This is a genomic window from Lacrimispora sp., assembly GCF_031982545.1.
In the GTDB taxonomy this organism is placed as follows: domain Bacteria; phylum Bacillota; class Clostridia; order Lachnospirales; family Lachnospiraceae; genus Lacrimispora.
In genome coordinates this window covers 70,660-88,651 of sequence record NZ_DALYXB010000004.1, presented here as the reverse complement: position 1 = coordinate 88,651, position 17,992 = coordinate 70,660, and the positions used below count along the sequence as shown (strand labels likewise).

Sequence of the window (17,992 nt, the reverse complement as noted above, 5' to 3'; positions counted from 1 at the left end):
CAAAATTGGTATGCGGGGAGGTTATTATGAATATAGTTTACGCTTCCAACGATAAGTTTGCCAGACACCTTGCTGTTTCTCTCTACTCTCTTCTTGATCGGAATCAAAAGATTGAAACGCTTGATGTCTGGGTTTTATCCATGGGGTTGTCAAGGGAATCGAAAGACCGCTTATGCGGGATCGCACAGGAATTTGATCGTGAGCTTTCTGTGATTGAACTGGGGAATTTAGAGGAACGATTTTCCCATGAGGTGGACACAGGAGGATTTGATTTAAGCATTATGGCCCGCCTGTTTTTAGGAGATGTGCTTCCTGAACATGTGGAGCGGGTACTTTATCTGGATTGCGATACCGTGATACTGTCTTCTTTGGAAAAATTATGGAAGGCTGATTTAGGTCCGTTCCTGTTAGGCGCTGTCATGGAGCCAACCATTTATCCTTGTATTAAAGAAGAGATCGGATTAAGACCGGAAGAACCCTATTTTAATTCAGGGGTGCTTTTAATTGATTTAAACCGCTGGAGAGAAGAGAATGTTCAAAAGAAGCTTCTTGACTTTTACCGATCCAAGGGAGGGAAACTGTTTGCGGGAGATCAGGATACCATTAATGGCAGTTTAAAGGGCAGAATCAGACCTCTTTCTCCCCGTTATAATTATTTTACCAACTACCGGTATTTCCATTACAGACATTTAGTCCGACTGTCTCCGGTGTACGCACTCATTACGGAAAACGGCTTCCGGGAAGCTGGCAGACATCCGGCGATCCTTCATTTCATGGGGGATGAGAGACCCTGGAAGGAAGGAAATCTAAATCACTACCGCAGAGCTTACGACAAGTATCTGGCGAAAACTCCATGGGCAGGAACTCCAAAAGAAAAGGGAAACCGATTTTATATGGCAGCTTATCATTTCATGAATTACGGCACCTATTTATGCCCTCCGTTTCGTGATTTTATCAGCCACCATTTTGGAATGAAGCTTGTAAATTCCAGAAAAGGATCTTAAAAGGAGCAGGTATGAATGTAAGTTGTATCATTTTAAACTACAATGATGCCGATACCACAATCAAACTGGTTCAGGGGATGAAAGATTATTCTTCTCTTGATTCCATTGTTGTGGTGGATAATCATTCCACAGATGATTCGGCTGCCAGATTAAAGGATTTGGATGGCGGCAGGGTGCACGTGATCGGCTCCTTAAAAAACGGTGGGTATGGTTATGGAAATAATCTGGGAATCCGTTATGCTTACAGGGAACTTGGTGCCACCCACGTGTTAATTGCAAATCCGGATGTCATGGTTACAGAGGAGACGATTACTGCCATGAAGAACGCATTTCTGGCGGACGAACGAATTTCTGTCACTGCTGCCGTGCCGGTAGATCAAAGGGGAAGGGAAGGACTGATGGGCTGGAAACTGACTGGTCTGTTTGCAGATTTGCTTGATACGGGGCTGGTTACACGACGGTTATTGAAACGGTGGCTCACGGATGAACCGGGGAAACGGGCATTTCAACTGACAACACCGGTGGCAACAGAACGCTGTGCGTGGGCGGATGCAGTTCCGGGCTCTCTTTTGCTGGCTGACGTAAAGGCAATGATGGCATGCGGCCTTTATGATGAGGAAGTATTTCTTTATTATGAAGAAAAGATTCTAGGGTATCAGTTGAAGAAAAAGGGGTACCGAACACTCCTTCTTCTTGACCGGACTTATCTTCATCTTCATTCCGTCTCCATTGATAAATCCGTTAGCTCAATCCTGAAAAAACAGGCGCTCCTTCATAAAAGTAAACTTCATTACTATAAAAAATATTTAAAAATAAACCGGTTTCAGGGATTTGCTGCAAAAGTATTCCTGGAATTTCTCATGTTTGAGATCTGGTTTTTAACAAAGATTCTGGGAATGTCATGGTAAATGGCATGGAAAGAGGGGATAGAATGATAACAGTACTTTTGGCTGCCTGGAACGGAGAGAGATATCTAAGAGAACAGATGGAATCACTATTAGGACAGACCAACCAGGAGTTTACCATTTTAATTTCCGATGACGGTTCCTCTGACAGAACCCCCGAAATCATCTCAGAATATGAAAACAGGTTTCCAGAACGGATAAAAAGCTTAAAGAGTTTAAAACCTTCAGGCAGTGCCAGGGACAATTTTTTTCGGCTTTTAAAATCTGCGCCTGATGAGTATCTGATGTTTTGTGATCAGGATGATATCTGGCTGCCAGATAAAGTAGAGGTTACTTTAAGAGAGATGAATAAAATGGAAAAGATATGGGGAAAGGATATGCCTATTCTGATCCATACGGATTTGTCTGTTACAGATGCGGCGGGAAAAATACTATACCCTTCCATGGCAGGATACCAGAAGATTGGAGTTACGGATAACCGTACCAGCCATTATCTGGTGGAAAATAATATCACAGGCAATACCATGATGATTAACCGGTCCTTAAAAAATCTGACGGAGCAAATCCCGGAAACCTGTGTCATGCATGACTGGTGGCTCGGTCTTGTAGCAAGCTGTTTTGGAAAAATTTCCTATATTGATCGTCCACTGGTACGCTACCGGCAGCATGGTAACAATCAGGTAGGTGCAAAAAGCGGTATGAAACAGCTGTCTGAGAGAATGAGCAGACAGGAGAAAGTGCGGGAGAATTACCGCATCCTGTTTGAACAGGCGATATCCTTTGTTTCAATATACAAACAGCTCATGACTCCTGCTCAGAGAGAGTTGTTTGAAGAATTTATAACCATATGCCGCAAAAGCAGGGCAGGAAAAATAAAGACTATTTTAAAATACAAATTGTTTAAAAGTACCCGTGTCAGAACGCTTTTACAGATGTTTTCTATTTAACAAAGCAGTACATGGGAAATGAGGAGAATGGTAGAATGATACCAAATGAAAAAGAAATACTGGTAACGAGGGCTTCCATGCCTTCCTACGAAGAATTTATTACTGAGATCAAACCGATCTGGGAAACTGCCTGGATGACCAATATGGGAGAATTTCACGACAGATTGAAGGATCAGCTGAAGGAATATTTAAAAGCGGAAAATCTTCTGCTGTTTGTGAACGGACATATGGCTCTTGAGATGGCGCTGCAGGCGATGAACTTAACCGGAGAGGTGATTACCACCCCTTTTTCCTTTGCTTCCACCACCCATGCGATAGTAAGAAATAATCTTACGCCAGTATTCTGTGATATCAGAGAGGACGACTACACCATTGACGCCGATCAGATTGAAGCGCTGATTACAGATAAAACCACAGCGATTCTTCCGGTGCATGTGTATGGTAATGTCTGTGATGTGGATAAAATTGAGTCTATAGCTAAAAAGCACAACTTAAAGGTGATTTACGATGCAGCACATGCATTTGGAGTAGAGGTGGATCATCGTGGAATCGGAACCTATGGAGATGCATCCATGTTCAGCTTTCACGCTACCAAAGTATATAATACCATAGAGGGCGGAGCAGTTACTTTTAAAGATTCATCCCTGGAAATTCTGCTAGATTATTTAAAAAACTTTGGAATAACCGGAAAAGAATCCGTGGAATATATTGGCGGCAATGCAAAGATGAATGAATTTCAGGCTGCTATGGGAATTTGCAATCTGCGTCATGTAGAGGAAAACATTGAAAAGCGCAGGCTGGTTTCGGAACGCTATCGCGAGCATTTACAGGGAGTTTCCGGAATTCGCCTTAATGCCATAAAGCAGGGAATCAGTCAGAATTATGCATACTTTCCTGTAGCGTTTGATGGGTTTGAACTGACCAGAAATCAGGTATATGATCTTCTCGCTTCTCATAATGTCTTTGCCAGAAAATATTTCTATCCCCTGATTACAGATTTTGAATGTTACAGGGAGCGTTTTTCGGATCTTGAGCTTCCATGTGCCAGACGGGCAGCAGACAGTGTTCTTACCCTGCCCCTTTATGCGGATCTACCTCTTGAAGATGTGGACAGGATATGCGAGATAATTTTAAGTGCTGCAAAGAAAGGGAAACAGAACGTATGAAAGCTGCAGTTGTAACCGCAATCGGATCATTTTCCGCTGACATTGTTATTAAAAATTTAAAAAATATGGGGCTTAAGGTGATCGGCTGCGATATATATCCGGCAGAATGGATTGCTGATTCTTCCAGCGTTTCTGCTTTTTATCAGGTTCCTCTTGCAACACAGGTAGAGGAGTATGTAGAGGAAATTCTGACTATCTGCAAAAAGGAAAGGGCTGACGGACTGATCGTTTTAACCGATGCAGAAGTAGATGTATGGAACCGTCACCGAAACAAATTAAAGGAAGCAGGAGTGACGTTATGCCTGTCCCCGGAAGATACCATAACGGTTTGCAGAGATAAGATGAAACTTTATAAGTTTCTTTCTGAAAGAGGGATTGGAAACATGATACCTACCAGAATGCTGGCTGGTATTTCTTCTGAATCCATTTCCTATCCGGCAGTTGTAAAGCCATATAATGGAAGAAGCAGCCAGGGGCTCTCCTATCTTCATAATCAGGAAGAAATGGAGCGGTTTCTTGCCGGGAGCGAAGCAGATGATTACGTGGTGCAGTCCTATTTTAAGGGAAGTATTATTACTGTAGATGTAGTGCATCAGGCGGACACAGGGCGATCAGCAGCTGTCTGCCGTAAAGAATTGCTGCGAACCCCCAATGGTGCTGGCACATCTGTTCTGGTCTTTTCAAATCCGACTCTGGAAACAGTATGCAAAGAGGCAGCAAGTGCCTTGGGAATTCAAGGGTGCGTTAATTTTGAATTTATTGAAGGGGAAGATGGAACCTTTTCTATGCTGGAGTGCAATCCCAGGTTTTCGGGCGGCGTGGAATTTTCCTGTATGGCGGGATATGACTGCGTCTCAAACCATGTGAAGTGTTTTCGGGGGGAGGACATTTCTCTTTCCGGCTCTGTTAGGGAAATGTATATTGCCAGAAAATACGAGGAATACGTAACAAAGGTGCTTAATAAGGAAGGGACTAAGAAATGAAAGACGGATCAAATAGCGAAATCATGGTCAGCATTAACTGTGTTACCTATAACCATGGTGCCTTCATCCGCCAGGCTCTTGACAGCTTTCTGATGCAGAAAACGGACTTTGAGTATGAGATTCTGGTTCATGATGATGCTTCCACGGACGGGACAGGGGATATCATCAGGGAATATGCAGCAAAATATCCGGATAAGATCCGGCCTCTGATTCAGACAGAGAATCAGTATTCCCAGGGCATTGATAACATAAGCGGTGCGTTTAATTTTCCCCGTGCAAGAGGAAAATATATATTCATGTGTGATGGGGACGATTACTTTGATTCGCCCGACAAGCTTCAAAAGCAGGTGGACTATATGGAGTCCCATCCGGACTGCACCCTTTGCATCCACAGTGCAAAGATTCAGTTGATGGGAAAAGCAGTGACTGAAAGCCAGATGAGGCCATACCGGAAAACCACAGTACTGACGCCAGAAGAGATCATCGATAAAACTTCTGGGTATGCCATGTCTTCCATGGCATTTCCTGCAAGACTGGTAAAAGAGCTTCCTTATTACTATACGGTTTGTCCGGTAGGAGATACCCCTTTGCAGCTGATGGCAGCTGAAAACGGGTATGGTTATTATATGGATGAGCCCATGAGTGTATACCGGGTAGGCGTCTCCGGTTCCTGGACTGCTGAGGGTAAAAAGGGAAATTACGCCGCGAAGCAGCAGACCTATTATGAGCGAATGAGACAGGTTTATAAAGAATTCGACAAAGCAACAGGCGGCCGTTTTAAGGCGGCCGCCATAAGTGCTTCTAAACGAACCTATTACCAGACGAAGGTCAATACCAGGGATTTTAAAGAGATATTAAATCCTGCATACCGAAGGTATTATAAGGAACTTACGCCCATAACCAGGTTCTTTATTCAGTTTCAATACCGGACTCCCGGCTTGTATGGTTTCCTTCAAAAATCATTTACCGGAAGGAAAGGTTAAATTACACGTTGGTGCTACATGTTAGGATCTGTCGGATCCCAGGTCTGTGTATCCGGTATGATCTGCTCAATGGCAGGTCGTTCATAGGGTCCGGGAACGATAGATTCATAAATGGTTACCGTAGTTCCCAGGGCACAGTGATCATAGATCCATTTGGCATCACCGGAGAGGAGACGGATACAACCGGCTGATTCGGCAATGCTTAAATAATTATAGGTAGAGGGATCGAGAGTCATCTTATCCGGGCGGCTGTAAAGAATAGAGTGGATTAAAAAGCCCTTCCAGATACGGGTTGCATATTGAGTAAAGATACCGTGATCCATATCCCGCCAGCGGTATTTCACTGGTGTCTGGAATGTTCCAAGTGGAGTATCCGGACCGGTAGAGGTAAGGAATGACTTCACCGGAATAATGAATCCGTTGGCACCGTCCTTTGCAAAGACTGTCATGCAGTTCATCTGTTTATTGATGCTGATAAAAAATGGTCCCGAGTTTCCAATGATGGGCTCTAAATCAGTAAGCATCTTGCCAGAATTTAAATCAAAATAGTACTTAAAGCCGTCGATGTACTGCCAGCCTACAACTGGAAGAGAATCCTTAAAATAGTACCGGTCATTTTCAAGCCATGCCCAGCCGGTAAAAGGGGTACCGTTTCCGTTAAAGTAGCGCAGTCCGCCGTCAACAATCTGCATTCCGTCTTTTGTGGCGGAAATCAGTGGCTTATCTGTCTTATATGGGAAGGCTGAATTCTTTGCATAGAACGCCATACGAAAACCAGTGATATAACGTCCGGTTCCCATGGTTCCCGCACTGGTGCCGTTCTTTGCCCAGTCAGTGGTGGTACCGTCGTCTAATTTTGCTGAATAATAGAGATTGAACTGGTTGTTTACATAACCGGAAAACCTCATCTGTATGGCTTCAATATTCACGTCATTGGGGTAATTGGTTGTCTGTTGTCCATTCATGACCCATGGGGACCAGCCAGTGCCTGATGTGTAGGTCCGGTAGAGCACGTTCCCTACGATATTCGTGAGAAATGTAGATAATCCATGAAAGCCCTGTCCGTCATTGGTGATCCAGGCATCGTTGACAAAAGGCTGTGTCCAGTTGCCGTCACCAATCATAGCAGTGGTCTGAAGTCGTGGGAAGTTGGCTTTTAATGCTTCCTGAGCAGCCCGGGTCGCTTCATCAACAACACCGTCTTCTCCTCCTCCGGCTCCTTCTTTTCCGATATCTATTCCTGCATTTGCTAAAGCGGTTTCTGCTTCCTCTGTAGTTACGCCTCCCTCAGTTTCGCTGGCAGCTGTACTCTGTTCTCCAGACTTACTGCTGTCGCTGAGGCTGACGCCATTCTTGTAACCCGGTCCATATGCCTCGTCCGCCCGCGTAAGGGCAGCCTGTCCCAGGACAAGAGCAGCTGTCAGGCAGAATGCCGCCAGGCCGCGTGTCAGTTTACGCATGATAAAAACCTCCTGTAAATCATTAAAAATTTTATAGTGATTCCATAATACTTTAACATAAGTAACTGGAAAATGCTATATACGATTTACATTTATTGGGCAATATAGTACAATAAGGCGGAAATGTAAATTGGATGATTGAGGAGAAAAGCCAGTATGTATCAGGAAAATATGAAAGAGAGAGTGCTTTCCGGACTGTTTTGGAAAGTCATGGAAAATGGGGGAACACAGGGTATTCAGTTCCTTGTATCCGTACTTTTAGCCAGACTTTTAACGCCGTCCGAATCCGGGGAAGTCATGCTGATTATGATATTTATTACCATCGGCAATGTATTTGTCCAGAGCGGTTTTAACACTTCTCTGATTCAGAAGCAGGAAGTGGATGAAAGAGATTATTCTTCTGCCTTTTGCGTAAGCTTTCTGATTGCCTTCGTTCTATATATAATTTTGTTCTTTTCTGCGCCTGCAATCGGTGATTTTTATGGACAGCCAGTGTTCGTACCAGTGTTAAGGATTCTGTCCCTGACTTTGTTTTTCGGTGCAGTCGTATCGGTGCAGTCCGCATCCGTATCCAGAAATATGGAATTTAGAAAGCTTTGTATGGCCAGTCTCTTTGCAGCGGCAGGTTCCGGCATCATCGGAGTGCTGATGGCTTTAGAAGGATTTGGATTATGGGCACTTGCAATGCAGCAGTTTTTTTACAGCTTTTTTCTCATGGTTGTGCTGCATTTTTTAAAGACCTGGAAGCCAAGTCTGAAGTTTTCCATTGAAAAAGCGGGAGAATTATTCTCTTATGGCTGGAAGATTCTCATGTCTGGCCTCATTGACACGGTTTTTACCAATGTTTATGGTCTGGTGATTGGAAAAATATATAATTCGGCTATGATGGGGCAATACTCTAGAGGAAATCAGTTCCCTGCACTCATTGCCAATAATTTAGGGGCAGCGATCCAGTCGGTTATGCTTCCTGCTTTTTCTGCCTGCCAGGATGACAGGGAGAGGGTAAAAAGCATGGTAAGAAGGTCGATTGTGACAAGCTCCTATCTTGTTTTTCCCATGATGGCAGGATTGATTGCCGTAGCAGAGCCTATGGTAAAGCTTTTACTGACAGACCAGTATTTACCTTGTGTTCCCATGCTTCGGCTCCTTTGCATTGCCTATGCGACCTGGCCCCTTCATGTGGCCAATTTACAGGCAATCAATGCCCTTGGAAGAAGTGAGATTTTCTTAAAACTGGAGATAATTAAAAAAGCAGTCAGTGTGGTGGCTTTAATTATCAGCATTCCCTTTGGAATTTATACCATGGTGGCGTTAAGAGCAGTGACGGATTTTATCTGTACATTTATTAATGCCTATCCCAATAAGAAGCTTCTTCATTACAGCTTTCTTCAGCAGTGGAGAGATGTATTCCCTTCTCTGCTTTTGTCGGCTGCCATGTGTGGTGTGGTATACAGCGTGCAGTTTCTGGTAAATGGAACTCTGCTGACACTGACTTTGCAGATCGTCACAGGAGTCCTGTTTTATGCAGGTTTCTCCTGGCTGTTTCGGATTGAAAGTTTCTTTTATTTATGCAGAACAGTTAAGAACATGAGCAGGCAGGATAGACGTTAGCGGTTTACTTTTTAAGGCGAATCATGTAGAATAAAAAGAACTTGTTAAATGAAATGAAATAGAGGAATTATAATGGAACGTAAAAACGTGGCATGGAATATGATCGGAAGCCTGGTTTACGCGGGATCCAGCATGCTGCTGACAGCTCTGGTTAATCATCTGGTGGGAACGGATCTGGGAGGTGATTTTGGTTTTGCTTTCAGCACATTCGGACAGCAGATGTTTCTTGTGGCCTATTTTGGAATGAGACCCATTCAGAGTACTGATGTGAGAGAGAGCTATACTTTTGGGGAATACCGGCTGGCTCGCATGGTCACTTGCGGTATGGCGCTGATTTTTGGCATTTGCTACATTTTATGGAAGGTTTTCGTTTCTTCTTCCGACTATACCTATGAAAAAATCATGGTTGTTTTCTTCATGGTTCTTTATAAGGTGCTTGATGGATTTGCTGATGTATACGAGTCGGAATTTCAAAGAAAAGGAAAGCTTTATTTAACCGGACAGGCCATGACCTGGCGGACCCTGTTTTCCGTGTGTCTGTTTTTAGGAACTCTGGCATTAACACGGGATTTAATTGTTGCTTCAGCGGTTGCGGCTGCTTCTCAGGCAGTTGGAATCTGGCTGTTCGATAAAAGGACTGCAGATCAAATAACGGATATTAATTATGTACATGCAAAAGGAAGGCACAAACAGCTTTTACAGGACAGCTTCCTTTTGTTTTTGTCTGTATTTTTAGACGGACTTATCTTTGCAATGGCAAAGTATGCGGTGGATTCCCAGATGACTTCCGCGGACAATGCTGTATTTGTGGCAATATTTATGCCTACCTCTGTAATCAATCTTGCAGCCAATTTTGTAATCCGTCCATTCCTTACCAGACTTTCCCTGCTCTGGGATGAAAACAGGACTTCGGAGTTTCTTGGGGTTCTGAGAAAGTTGTCCGGAATCATCCTGTTTCTTACAGTAATCGCGCTGGCCGGAGCCTGGGTAATGGGCGTTCCGGTACTTTCTGCTGTCTTTAATGTGGAACTGGCGCCTTACCTTCCGGGACTACTGGCTATTATCCTGGGCGGCGGATTTTTTGCAGTGATGAATTTATTTTATTATGTCCTGGTAATTATGAAGAAACAGAGACTGATATTTTATGGATATGTTCCGGTCTGCCTCCTTTCGTTTGTTCTTTCCTATCAGTTTGTGAAGATAGGCGGAATCAACGGTGGTGCGTATTCCTACATGATTGAGATGCTGATTCTCATGCTGTGCTTTATAGGACAGGCAATCCGGGTTATTCTTACAGAAGAAAAAGGAAGGAGAGAGCAGAGGATATGACAGACCGGGTACTGGTAGTAATACCTGCATACAATGAGGCTTTAAATATTGAGCGGGTAGTGGGAGAAGTCATTGAGAATTATCCCATGTATGACTATGTAATCATAAACGACGGTTCTACGGACAATACCGCCAAAATCTGCAGGAAGCATGGCTGGAAGATCATTGATCTGCCTATGAACTTAGGGCTGGCAGGCGCATTTCAGACCGGGCTTAAGTATGCACACAGAAAGGGCTACGGCTACGCCATACAGTTTGATGGTGACGGACAGCATCGGCCGGAGTTTATTCTTCCCATGAAAGAAAAGATGGATCAGGGATATGATATTGTGATTGGTTCCCGGTTTGTAACAGAAAAAAAGCCCCGTTCTCTCCGTATGCTTGGCAGCCGGATGCTAAGCGGTGCTATCTGGTTTACAACCGGTGTTAAGGTAAACGATCCCACTTCCGGTATGCGTATGTTCAGTCGAAAGATGATCAAGGAATTTGCGGACGGACTGAATTACGGTCCGGAACCGGATACCATTTCCTATCTCATCCGCCATGGTGCCAGAGTTGGGGAAATCCCTGTAATAATGGATGAGCGGATACTGGGAGAGAGCTACTTAAATCCCTTAAATGCGGCAAGGTATATGGGAAAGATGTTGTTTTCCATTTTACTGGTTCAGAGCTTTCGCATCCGGGACAGAAGATAAAAGAAGGGGGTACGTAATATGACGTTTTTACTTCGCTGCGTACTGATATGCGTTTCCCTGGTACTGACTGTTTATGTACTGGGAAGGATTCGCCACTCCAAAATGAGGATAGAGGATTCCATTTTCTGGGTCATGTTTTCCATGCTGTTAGTGGTTTTCAGCATCTTTCCAAAGGTGGCTGATTTTATATCCAGTCTGGTGGGAACCTATTCCACAGCTAATTTCATTTTTACCCTGATGATCTTTATTCTGCTCACCAAGGTCTTTTTTCAGTCGATTAAGATATCCCAGTTAGAACGCAGAGTGACGGAGTTAATCCAGATGCTGGCGCTTGATAAGGAGGAAGCCATAGAGAAGGAGGAGCATAAACTGTGAAACGTTTGTTAAGGACGAAAGGCTTGTGGCTTGCAGCTGGAAGCATTCTGCTTTTGATGTTCCTGTTTGTAAGAACCTATTTAAAAACCATCGTTGGAATTCCATCTCCGGAATTTGAGCCGGTTCGCCGGTTTTACTGGTGGTTTATTGTCTTCGGTTGTGGATTTCTTGCTGCGTTAGCCTTTCTTTTGTGGATAAAGGATATTTTTAACCAGTGGCTGTTCCCGTTGGTGGTGATCGGACTGGGTACTTTTTATCTGTTTGCTTTAACACCTTTTTCTGCCCCTGATGAAGCAGCTCACTTCGTCAGTGCCTATCGTCTCTCCAGCCAGATGATGGGAAAACAGCCGGTGGCTGGGGAAGACTTTTTGAAGCACGCAACACCGGAAGAGAAGGAGCGGTTGAAAAAAGGAGCAAATGTCCTGGTTCGAAGTGGTGATGATGTGTCAGGTCTCTATGCAGAGCCGGGTCAGAGAACCTACAACCTTATTCTGACAGAACTATTTTCTCTTGATCACAGCCAGTCAGAGACGGTGCGTGAGGAAGTGCCGGTGAATACTACCCCTGTGGTCTATCTGCCTCAGGCGGCAGGGATCACTCTGGCCAGACTTTTACATCTTGGCTATATTCCGCTGGTATATCTGGGACGTTTTATGAATCTTCTGGCGTTTGCAGCTATGGCAGCAGTTTCTGTCCGGCTGATGCCCTTTAAAAAGGAAGTTTTAATGGCGGTATCCTGCCTGCCCATGACTCTTCACCTGGCATCATCCTATTCTTATGATACTGCATTTATTGGACTGTCCATGCTTTTACTTTCCTGGTGTTTCCATCTGGCTTACGAAAAGGAAGAGATAAAACTGAAAGATCTGCTGGTTCTTACGCTTTTACTGATTCTGTTAGAGCCGGGGAAAATCGTTTATCTGCCTGCAGCCGGAATATGTCTGCTGATTCCCAAATCTAAATTTAAATCTCAGAGACATTACTGGATTTCTGTTTTCGGTGTCCTTGGGGTCATGCTGCTGGCAGTTTTCCTGGTAAACCGCCTGATTCTCTCTGCCTGGGCAGGTGCTACGGAAAGCTACGTGGGGTGGAGCGAAGCGGCAGGTTATAATTTATCCGATGTATGGCAGCGGCCGTTTTATGTATTTACGGTCTTTTATGAAACCCTGGTAACCCAGTATGACTATTATCTGGTGACTATGCTGGGTGGTTTTTTGGGGAATTTAGATCCCAACTTAACGGTACCGCCGGTCTGCCTTTCCCTTCTTTGGTATGCGCTCTTTATCAGTGTGGTAAAGAGACCGGGGGAAGTGGTGAAAATGACGGACGGTCAGAAGCTATGGATCCTGTTTCTGGTATTAACCAGTGCAGTACTGGTTCTGACTTCCATGTTTTTAGGATATACCCCCAGAAATTTAACGTATATTACAGGAGTCCAGGGACGTTATTTCATTCCCCTTCTGCCCCTGTTGTTACTGACCATATATGACCGGCGTCTGGTTATCGGTGTGGATTTAAGAAAAAGTGCATGGTATCTGGAATGCTTCGTCAGTATCTATGCTCTGATCCGTATCTGCTCTACATCATGTCTGCGCTACTGATAGGAAAGAAGGGAGTTTCAATGGAAGAAATGATGGCAGATCAAAGAACTGTTGATGTGATCATACCGGTTTATAAGCCTGACGAAACACTGATGCGGCTTTTTCACAGGCTGGAAGAACAGGCTTATCCCATACGGAAAATCATTGTGATGAATACGGAGAAATCCTACTGGAAGGATTCTAAGTATTCACATGTGAAGAATTTAGAAGTTCATCATGTGACAAAAGAAGAATTTGACCATGGCGGAACAAGAAACAGAGGAGCCGGTTATTCCAAGGCTGATATCATGGTATTTATGACGGATGATGCGGTTCCTGCAGACAAAAATTTAATCAGTGCTCTTGTAAATGCCTTTCTTAAAACAGGAAGAGGCGGGGAAAAGGTAGTCATGGCATATGCAAGACAGCTGCCAAATCCTGACTGTGCCCTGGCGGAACAATACACCCGTTCCTTTAATTATCCATCTGAGAGCCGGGTTAAGACAGAGGCAGATTTAAAAGAGCTGGGAATCAAAACGTTTTTTGCATCCAATGTCTGCTGTGCCTATGACAGGAGTATTTTCCTGGAAGCAGGCGGATTCACCAAAACCACCATTTTTAACGAAGATATGATCTATGCCGGAAATGCAGTGCGTTACAGAGGCGAGGCTGTTGCGTATGCGGCTGATGCAAAGGTGATTCATTCCCATAATTACGGCTGCATTGCCCAGTTTAAGCGGAATTTTGACCTGGCGGTGTCTCAGGCAGATCACCCGGAAGTGTTTGGTGGAATCCGTTCGGAGAGCGAGGGAATCCGGCTGGTGAAAAATACATGCGCCTGGCTGGTAAGGCAAAAAAAGCCCTGGCTGATTCCTGGAGTGATTATAAAAAGCGGTTTTAAATATATGGGATATCTCATGGGAAAACGGTATCGAACTCTTCCCAGGCGGCTCATATTAAGCTGTACCATGAACCGGTCTTACTGGGGGAAGCATAAAACTGAATAAAAATACATGAATGTAAGAATATTATAACTGTTAAAAAATAAACAAGCAGGGGAAAAGTGGATAAAACGGGATCGGTATTTTATCTCATAATATAATTGAAATACTTAGAAATACCTGCCATAATAAACAGGTATAAATTGGTTGACTAAATGAATATGACCTAATGGAAAGTGAGGCCTTATTATGAGTTATTTAAACGGGCAGACAGGGTATCGTGATGACGTATTAGCCACCAGATCCGTCGTTAAAAAAGAAAATTATGTTTTAATTGAGCCGGACGGAATTGTAAAAAATGCGATTCCGGGATATGAGAAGTGTGATGTCACGATTCTTGGCTCTCCTCAGATGGGAGCTTCCTTTGCGGATTATTTAGTGACAGTCCACGAAGGCGGAAAGAATTCTGCATTCGGGGGGGAAGGACTGGAATCATTCATTTATGTAATGGAAGGTTCGATTAGGGTTAAAAATGCGGACAAAGAAGAGACTCTGACAGAGGGCGGCTATATTTATTCCCCTGCAGGCAATACCATTTCTTTTGAAAATGCGGGAAAAGAGGATGCAAAGCTCTTTGCTTATAAACGCAGATATGACGAGCTGACTGGATACAGCGCCTATACTGTAGTGGGGAATGCAAATGATCTTCCATGGATTCCATATGAAGGTATGGAGAACTGTTATATCCGTGATTTCCTGCCTGCAGCAGAGAATTTTGGATTCGATATGAATATGCATATTCTGAAATTCCATTTAGGTGCATCCCACGGCTACATAGAGACTCATATTCAGGAGCACGGCATGTATTTCCTTACGGGAAGTGCGATGTACAGACTGGATAATGACTGGGTTCCGGTGAAAAAGGGTGATTATGTATTTATGGATGCTTATTGCCCGCAGGCCTGCTATGCGGTAGGACGGGAAGAAGATTTAACTTATATCTATTCCAAGGACTGCAACAGGGATGTAAAGCTGTAACCATTGTTTTTGATGTTCTTCCTAAAAATTTTTATAGATACAAAAACTGGCTTTCCGGTGACTGATTCATACCGGAAAGCCAGTTTTTTTATTTATCGATTCTTCCAGAATACCACGAAAGTGGATAAAGATCAAACCTACATTTATCTGGTTATTTGATTGAAACGAGGTCAATAAATAGCCATAATAGGTAAAGAAAAGCTGGTTGGCAGCTATTTGACCGGAATCATGAAATAAACCAGAGTATATTTCCCTTTAATGCTTTTTAAACGAAGGTGGGATTTGGCTCCGTATGTCATTGTTAACCGAAGATTGGTATTAGTCAGACCAATATGGGAGGAGGATTTAGCAGAATTGTCATTAAACTGTTCCTGTAGCTTCAAAAGCTTTTCAGGAGCAATTCCTACTCCATCATCCAGGATATAAAATAAGATGGATTTGCGGATGCGCCGTATACCAATATAAATATGTCCTTTCTCTTTCTTTTCTTTGATTCCATGATAGATGGAATTCTCCACTATTGGCTGAAGAATCATCTTTTTAATCGGATAGATGGTACATGAGTCATCGACCATGTAGAGTATCTCAAATTTATCCGTATAGCGTATCTTCATGATGTCCAGATAAGTTTTTAAATAACCCAGCTCATCTTTGACTTTTACATTTTCCTGATGATCACCTATGGAGTAGCGCATGACAGCGGAAAGGTTGGAAATCATGGTACTGCATGAATTTTCCGAGGAAGTCAGGCGTATGGCTTCCCAGAAAATAGTATTTAACGTATTATGGAGAAAATGAGGATTAATCTGGTGCTGCAATGCCTGCATTTTTAATATCTGCATTTTATAGTCTCGTTCCGATGCTTGTATCTTTAGATATTTCTGTTCTAGAAAAAGCTTTATAATGTTCAGCATAATAAATTCAAAGGGGTTTCTGGCTTTTTTGGGCATTTGGTCAAAATGCTGTTGGGAAGCTTCAGGATCGCTGAAGATGTCGATGATACTGTTTAAATACCGGTATTCCTTGTTGGTCTTAAAAAAGGCAAGGACAAAGGATAAGAAGATTCCTGAAAACATAAGAAGCATATAAGTTCCGGTAAGGCTTCTTGTCGATTTGTAGATCTCATTGGAAGGCGTATAAGTGATATAAGTCAGTCCGTTGTTCCTTGCAGATTTTAAGTATGCTGTCTTGTGGTACATACCATTTAGTTGCATATCAAACAAATGCAGCTCTTTTTTAGCGATGAGTGTTGTATAAATGGAGGTCAGTTCGCTGTCACAATCATGAGATTTACTGTTGGTATAGATAATATTGCGCTCCGAATCTATTAGGTAAATAGTCTGGTCGCTGTATAACAACAGGGTCTGAAAATATTGCTCCATTTTATTTAAATTATATTCGAAGGCGATCATACCCGATGGCTTGGATGAAAAACGGGTATAGAGCCGCTGGTAAACGATCAGAACGTCTGTTGATGCTGTGGACCCAGGGATTTTTTTTTGTTTGATCTCCATCCAAAAATCTTTCTTACCGGAATTTTCATAAGTTTCTTTAAAGTTCCGTTCTTCCAAAGAGTTAATCGATTGGATTCTGCCCTTTTGAGGAAGGAAAATTCTGTTATTGGTGTTGTCATAATAGACATATATGTTTTCAATATAAGGGTCAGTAAAAATAAGATTCTGAAAATACAAAGACAGATTTTCAATATTTTTCATAGAATCCAGGGAGAGCGGATTTTCATTAAATGCCTTTTTCATTTGAAGTGTGACTCTGGGATTTGATGAAAAATATATTTTTGCATTATCAATTTGAGAATAGAGCAGTTCAATGGACTTTTCCAGTTGATGAAGGGTTTGGTATGTGCTTTTTTCTATAGCAGCCGTATTGTCTTTGGAGGATTGTATTACGCTGTAAGGACCAATTGTCATGATAGGGATCAGAAGCAGAAGACAGTTAGTCAGCAGGCTTTTAGTAAAGAATTGATATCGGATGGATAATTGCTTTCGGATTGCTTTTTTCATTCGTTTCATTAATAATGAGCCACCATTCCTTTGAGATTGTGAACTTTATTCTCTTTACAGGTTACAGACGCACTAAGTGTAGAAAGAAGCGATCTGAGAACCCAATCAGGCAGATAGCCTTAGAAGCATCCAATATGCATTGGGTTCACATCAACGATTCCGGTATTCTGTGGGGGTAACGCCCCAGTAAGCTTTAAAGGCTCTTGCGAAGTTATTGGGATTTACATATCCAATTGTATTGCTTATATTATAAATTTTGGAATCAGGATCCTTTAGAAGTAAGGCGGCCTGTTTCATGCGGCTTTCAGTTAATAAATCTGAAAAGGTCTTAGCAGTTTTTTGTTTAATTAACTGGCTAAGATAGGAGGAATTTAAATACAGAGATTCCGCCAGATCAGAAAGGGAACCTTCACGGTAGTTCTTTGTACAATAGGAGAGGACCTTGTCAATGATTTCATCCGGGACATAATCTGTTTCATTGAGGTCGGAAATCTGATATATGCTGTCCAGTTCCTTCTTTATAGTAGCGAATATTCCCTTAAGTTCAGAAAAATTTGTAGGCTTTAAGACATAGTAGCGCACCCCATAGCAAATGGCGTTCTGGGCATACTGAAAATTGTCATAGGCACTTAAAAATACAATGGTAGGCCGAGGGTGGGGACTCTCATAGATTGCCTTCGCAAGACTGATTCCGTCTATGTCAGGCATACTGATATCTGTCAAAACCACATGGACAGTATGCTCTTTTAAATACTCGAGAGCTTCTCTCCCGTTTCCTTTTTGGGCGCAGACAGAAAAACCTGAATCATTCCAGGGAAAACACGAAGCGAGAATATTACGGGAATTGGCTTCGTCATCTACAATTAAAAGCTCATACATCGTCTTACCTCCACAATACATTGGTAAAGTTTATTATCATCAGATTATAGCATGTCAGACTTCTTTGCGTCAAAT

Annotated in this window: 16 protein-coding genes; 13 read left to right on the top strand and 3 right to left on the bottom strand. The window is 42.9% G+C overall.

Features of this window, described 5'->3' with window-relative positions; all coding sequences use genetic code 11:
• The first annotated feature begins 26 nt into the window (after positions 1–26).
• From ABS301_RS08060 to ABS301_RS08035, 6 genes are read left to right on the top strand one after another with little or no spacing between them, the layout of a single operon-like run.
• Positions 27–1,004, top strand: a complete 978-nt coding sequence (locus ABS301_RS08060; RefSeq protein WP_349671731.1) for a glycosyltransferase family 8 protein — start codon at positions 27–29, stop codon at positions 1,002–1,004.
• An 11-nt stretch (positions 1,005–1,015) separates the two neighbouring features.
• Positions 1,016–1,912, top strand: a complete 897-nt coding sequence (locus tag ABS301_RS08055) for a glycosyltransferase family 2 protein (protein ID WP_349671730.1) — start codon at positions 1,016–1,018, stop codon at positions 1,910–1,912.
• Positions 1,913–1,935: 23 nt separating this feature from the next.
• Positions 1,936–2,856 (top strand): glycosyltransferase family 2 protein, encoded by a 921-nt coding sequence (locus ABS301_RS08050; protein WP_349671729.1) that lies wholly within the window; start codon positions 1,936–1,938, stop codon positions 2,854–2,856.
• A gap of 35 nt (positions 2,857–2,891) precedes the next feature.
• Entirely contained in the window at positions 2,892–4,022 is a 1,131-nt protein-coding gene (locus ABS301_RS08045) for a DegT/DnrJ/EryC1/StrS family aminotransferase (protein WP_349671728.1), read from the top strand.
• Positions 4,019–5,005, top strand: coding sequence for an ATP-grasp domain-containing protein (locus tag ABS301_RS08040; protein ID WP_349671727.1), 987 nt, complete (start codon positions 4,019–4,021; stop codon positions 5,003–5,005). Before ABS301_RS08045 ends, ABS301_RS08040 begins: the two co-directional genes overlap by 4 nt.
• Positions 5,002–5,988 carry a glycosyltransferase family 2 protein gene (locus tag ABS301_RS08035; protein WP_349671726.1) on the top strand — a complete coding sequence of 329 codons (987 nt, stop codon included), beginning with the start codon at positions 5,002–5,004 and terminating at the stop codon, positions 5,986–5,988. The genes ABS301_RS08040 and ABS301_RS08035 overlap by 4 nt, the downstream gene beginning before the upstream one ends.
• A 14-nt stretch (positions 5,989–6,002) precedes the next feature.
• On the opposite strand, the gene ABS301_RS08030 is transcribed toward ABS301_RS08035, so the two are convergent.
• Positions 6,003–7,448, bottom strand: a complete 1,446-nt coding sequence (locus ABS301_RS08030) for a L,D-transpeptidase (protein WP_349671725.1) — start codon at positions 7,446–7,448, stop codon at positions 6,003–6,005.
• 156 nt (positions 7,449–7,604) lie between these two features.
• Between ABS301_RS08030 and ABS301_RS08025 the strand changes: the two genes are divergently transcribed.
• From ABS301_RS08025 to allE, 7 genes are all read left to right on the top strand, one after another.
• A complete protein-coding gene (locus ABS301_RS08025) occupies positions 7,605–9,059 on the top strand; it encodes a lipopolysaccharide biosynthesis protein (protein ID WP_349671724.1) in 1,455 nt (484 codons plus the stop codon).
• A gap of 72 nt (positions 9,060–9,131) precedes the next feature.
• Positions 9,132–10,388, top strand: coding sequence for a lipopolysaccharide biosynthesis protein (locus tag ABS301_RS08020; protein WP_349671723.1), 1,257 nt, complete (start codon positions 9,132–9,134; stop codon positions 10,386–10,388).
• Positions 10,385–11,083: a glycosyltransferase family 2 protein gene (locus ABS301_RS08015; RefSeq protein ID WP_349671722.1), complete on the top strand. Its 699-nt coding sequence runs from the start codon at positions 10,385–10,387 to the stop codon at positions 11,081–11,083. The genes ABS301_RS08020 and ABS301_RS08015 overlap by 4 nt, the downstream gene beginning before the upstream one ends.
• Positions 11,084–11,101: 18 nt before the next feature.
• The gene (locus tag ABS301_RS08010; protein WP_349671721.1) at positions 11,102–11,458 is read left to right on the top strand and encodes a DUF2304 domain-containing protein; all 357 of its coding nucleotides are present in this window, start codon (positions 11,102–11,104) and stop codon (positions 11,456–11,458) included.
• Positions 11,455–13,059 carry a DUF2142 domain-containing protein gene (locus ABS301_RS08005; protein WP_349671720.1) on the top strand — a complete coding sequence of 535 codons (1,605 nt, stop codon included), beginning with the start codon at positions 11,455–11,457 and terminating at the stop codon, positions 13,057–13,059. The genes ABS301_RS08010 and ABS301_RS08005 overlap by 4 nt, the downstream gene beginning before the upstream one ends.
• A 20-nt stretch (positions 13,060–13,079) precedes the next feature.
• On the top strand, positions 13,080–14,045 hold the full coding sequence (locus tag ABS301_RS08000) for a glycosyltransferase family A protein (protein WP_349671719.1): 966 nt from the start codon (positions 13,080–13,082) through the stop codon (positions 14,043–14,045).
• Positions 14,046–14,228: 183 nt separating this feature from the next.
• Complete coding sequence (gene allE / locus ABS301_RS07995; protein ID WP_349671718.1) at positions 14,229–15,017, top strand: (S)-ureidoglycine aminohydrolase; 789 nt, start codon at positions 14,229–14,231, stop codon at positions 15,015–15,017.
• Between the two features lie 212 nt (positions 15,018–15,229).
• Here allE and ABS301_RS07990 read toward each other — a convergent pair whose 3' ends face one another.
• Complete coding sequence (locus tag ABS301_RS07990; protein ID WP_349671717.1) at positions 15,230–17,047, bottom strand: sensor histidine kinase; 1,818 nt, start codon at positions 17,045–17,047, stop codon at positions 15,230–15,232.
• A gap of 141 nt (positions 17,048–17,188) precedes the next feature.
• Complete coding sequence (locus ABS301_RS07985) at positions 17,189–17,917, bottom strand: response regulator transcription factor (RefSeq protein WP_349671716.1); 729 nt, start codon at positions 17,915–17,917, stop codon at positions 17,189–17,191.
• Positions 17,918–17,992: the final 75 nt, after the last annotated feature.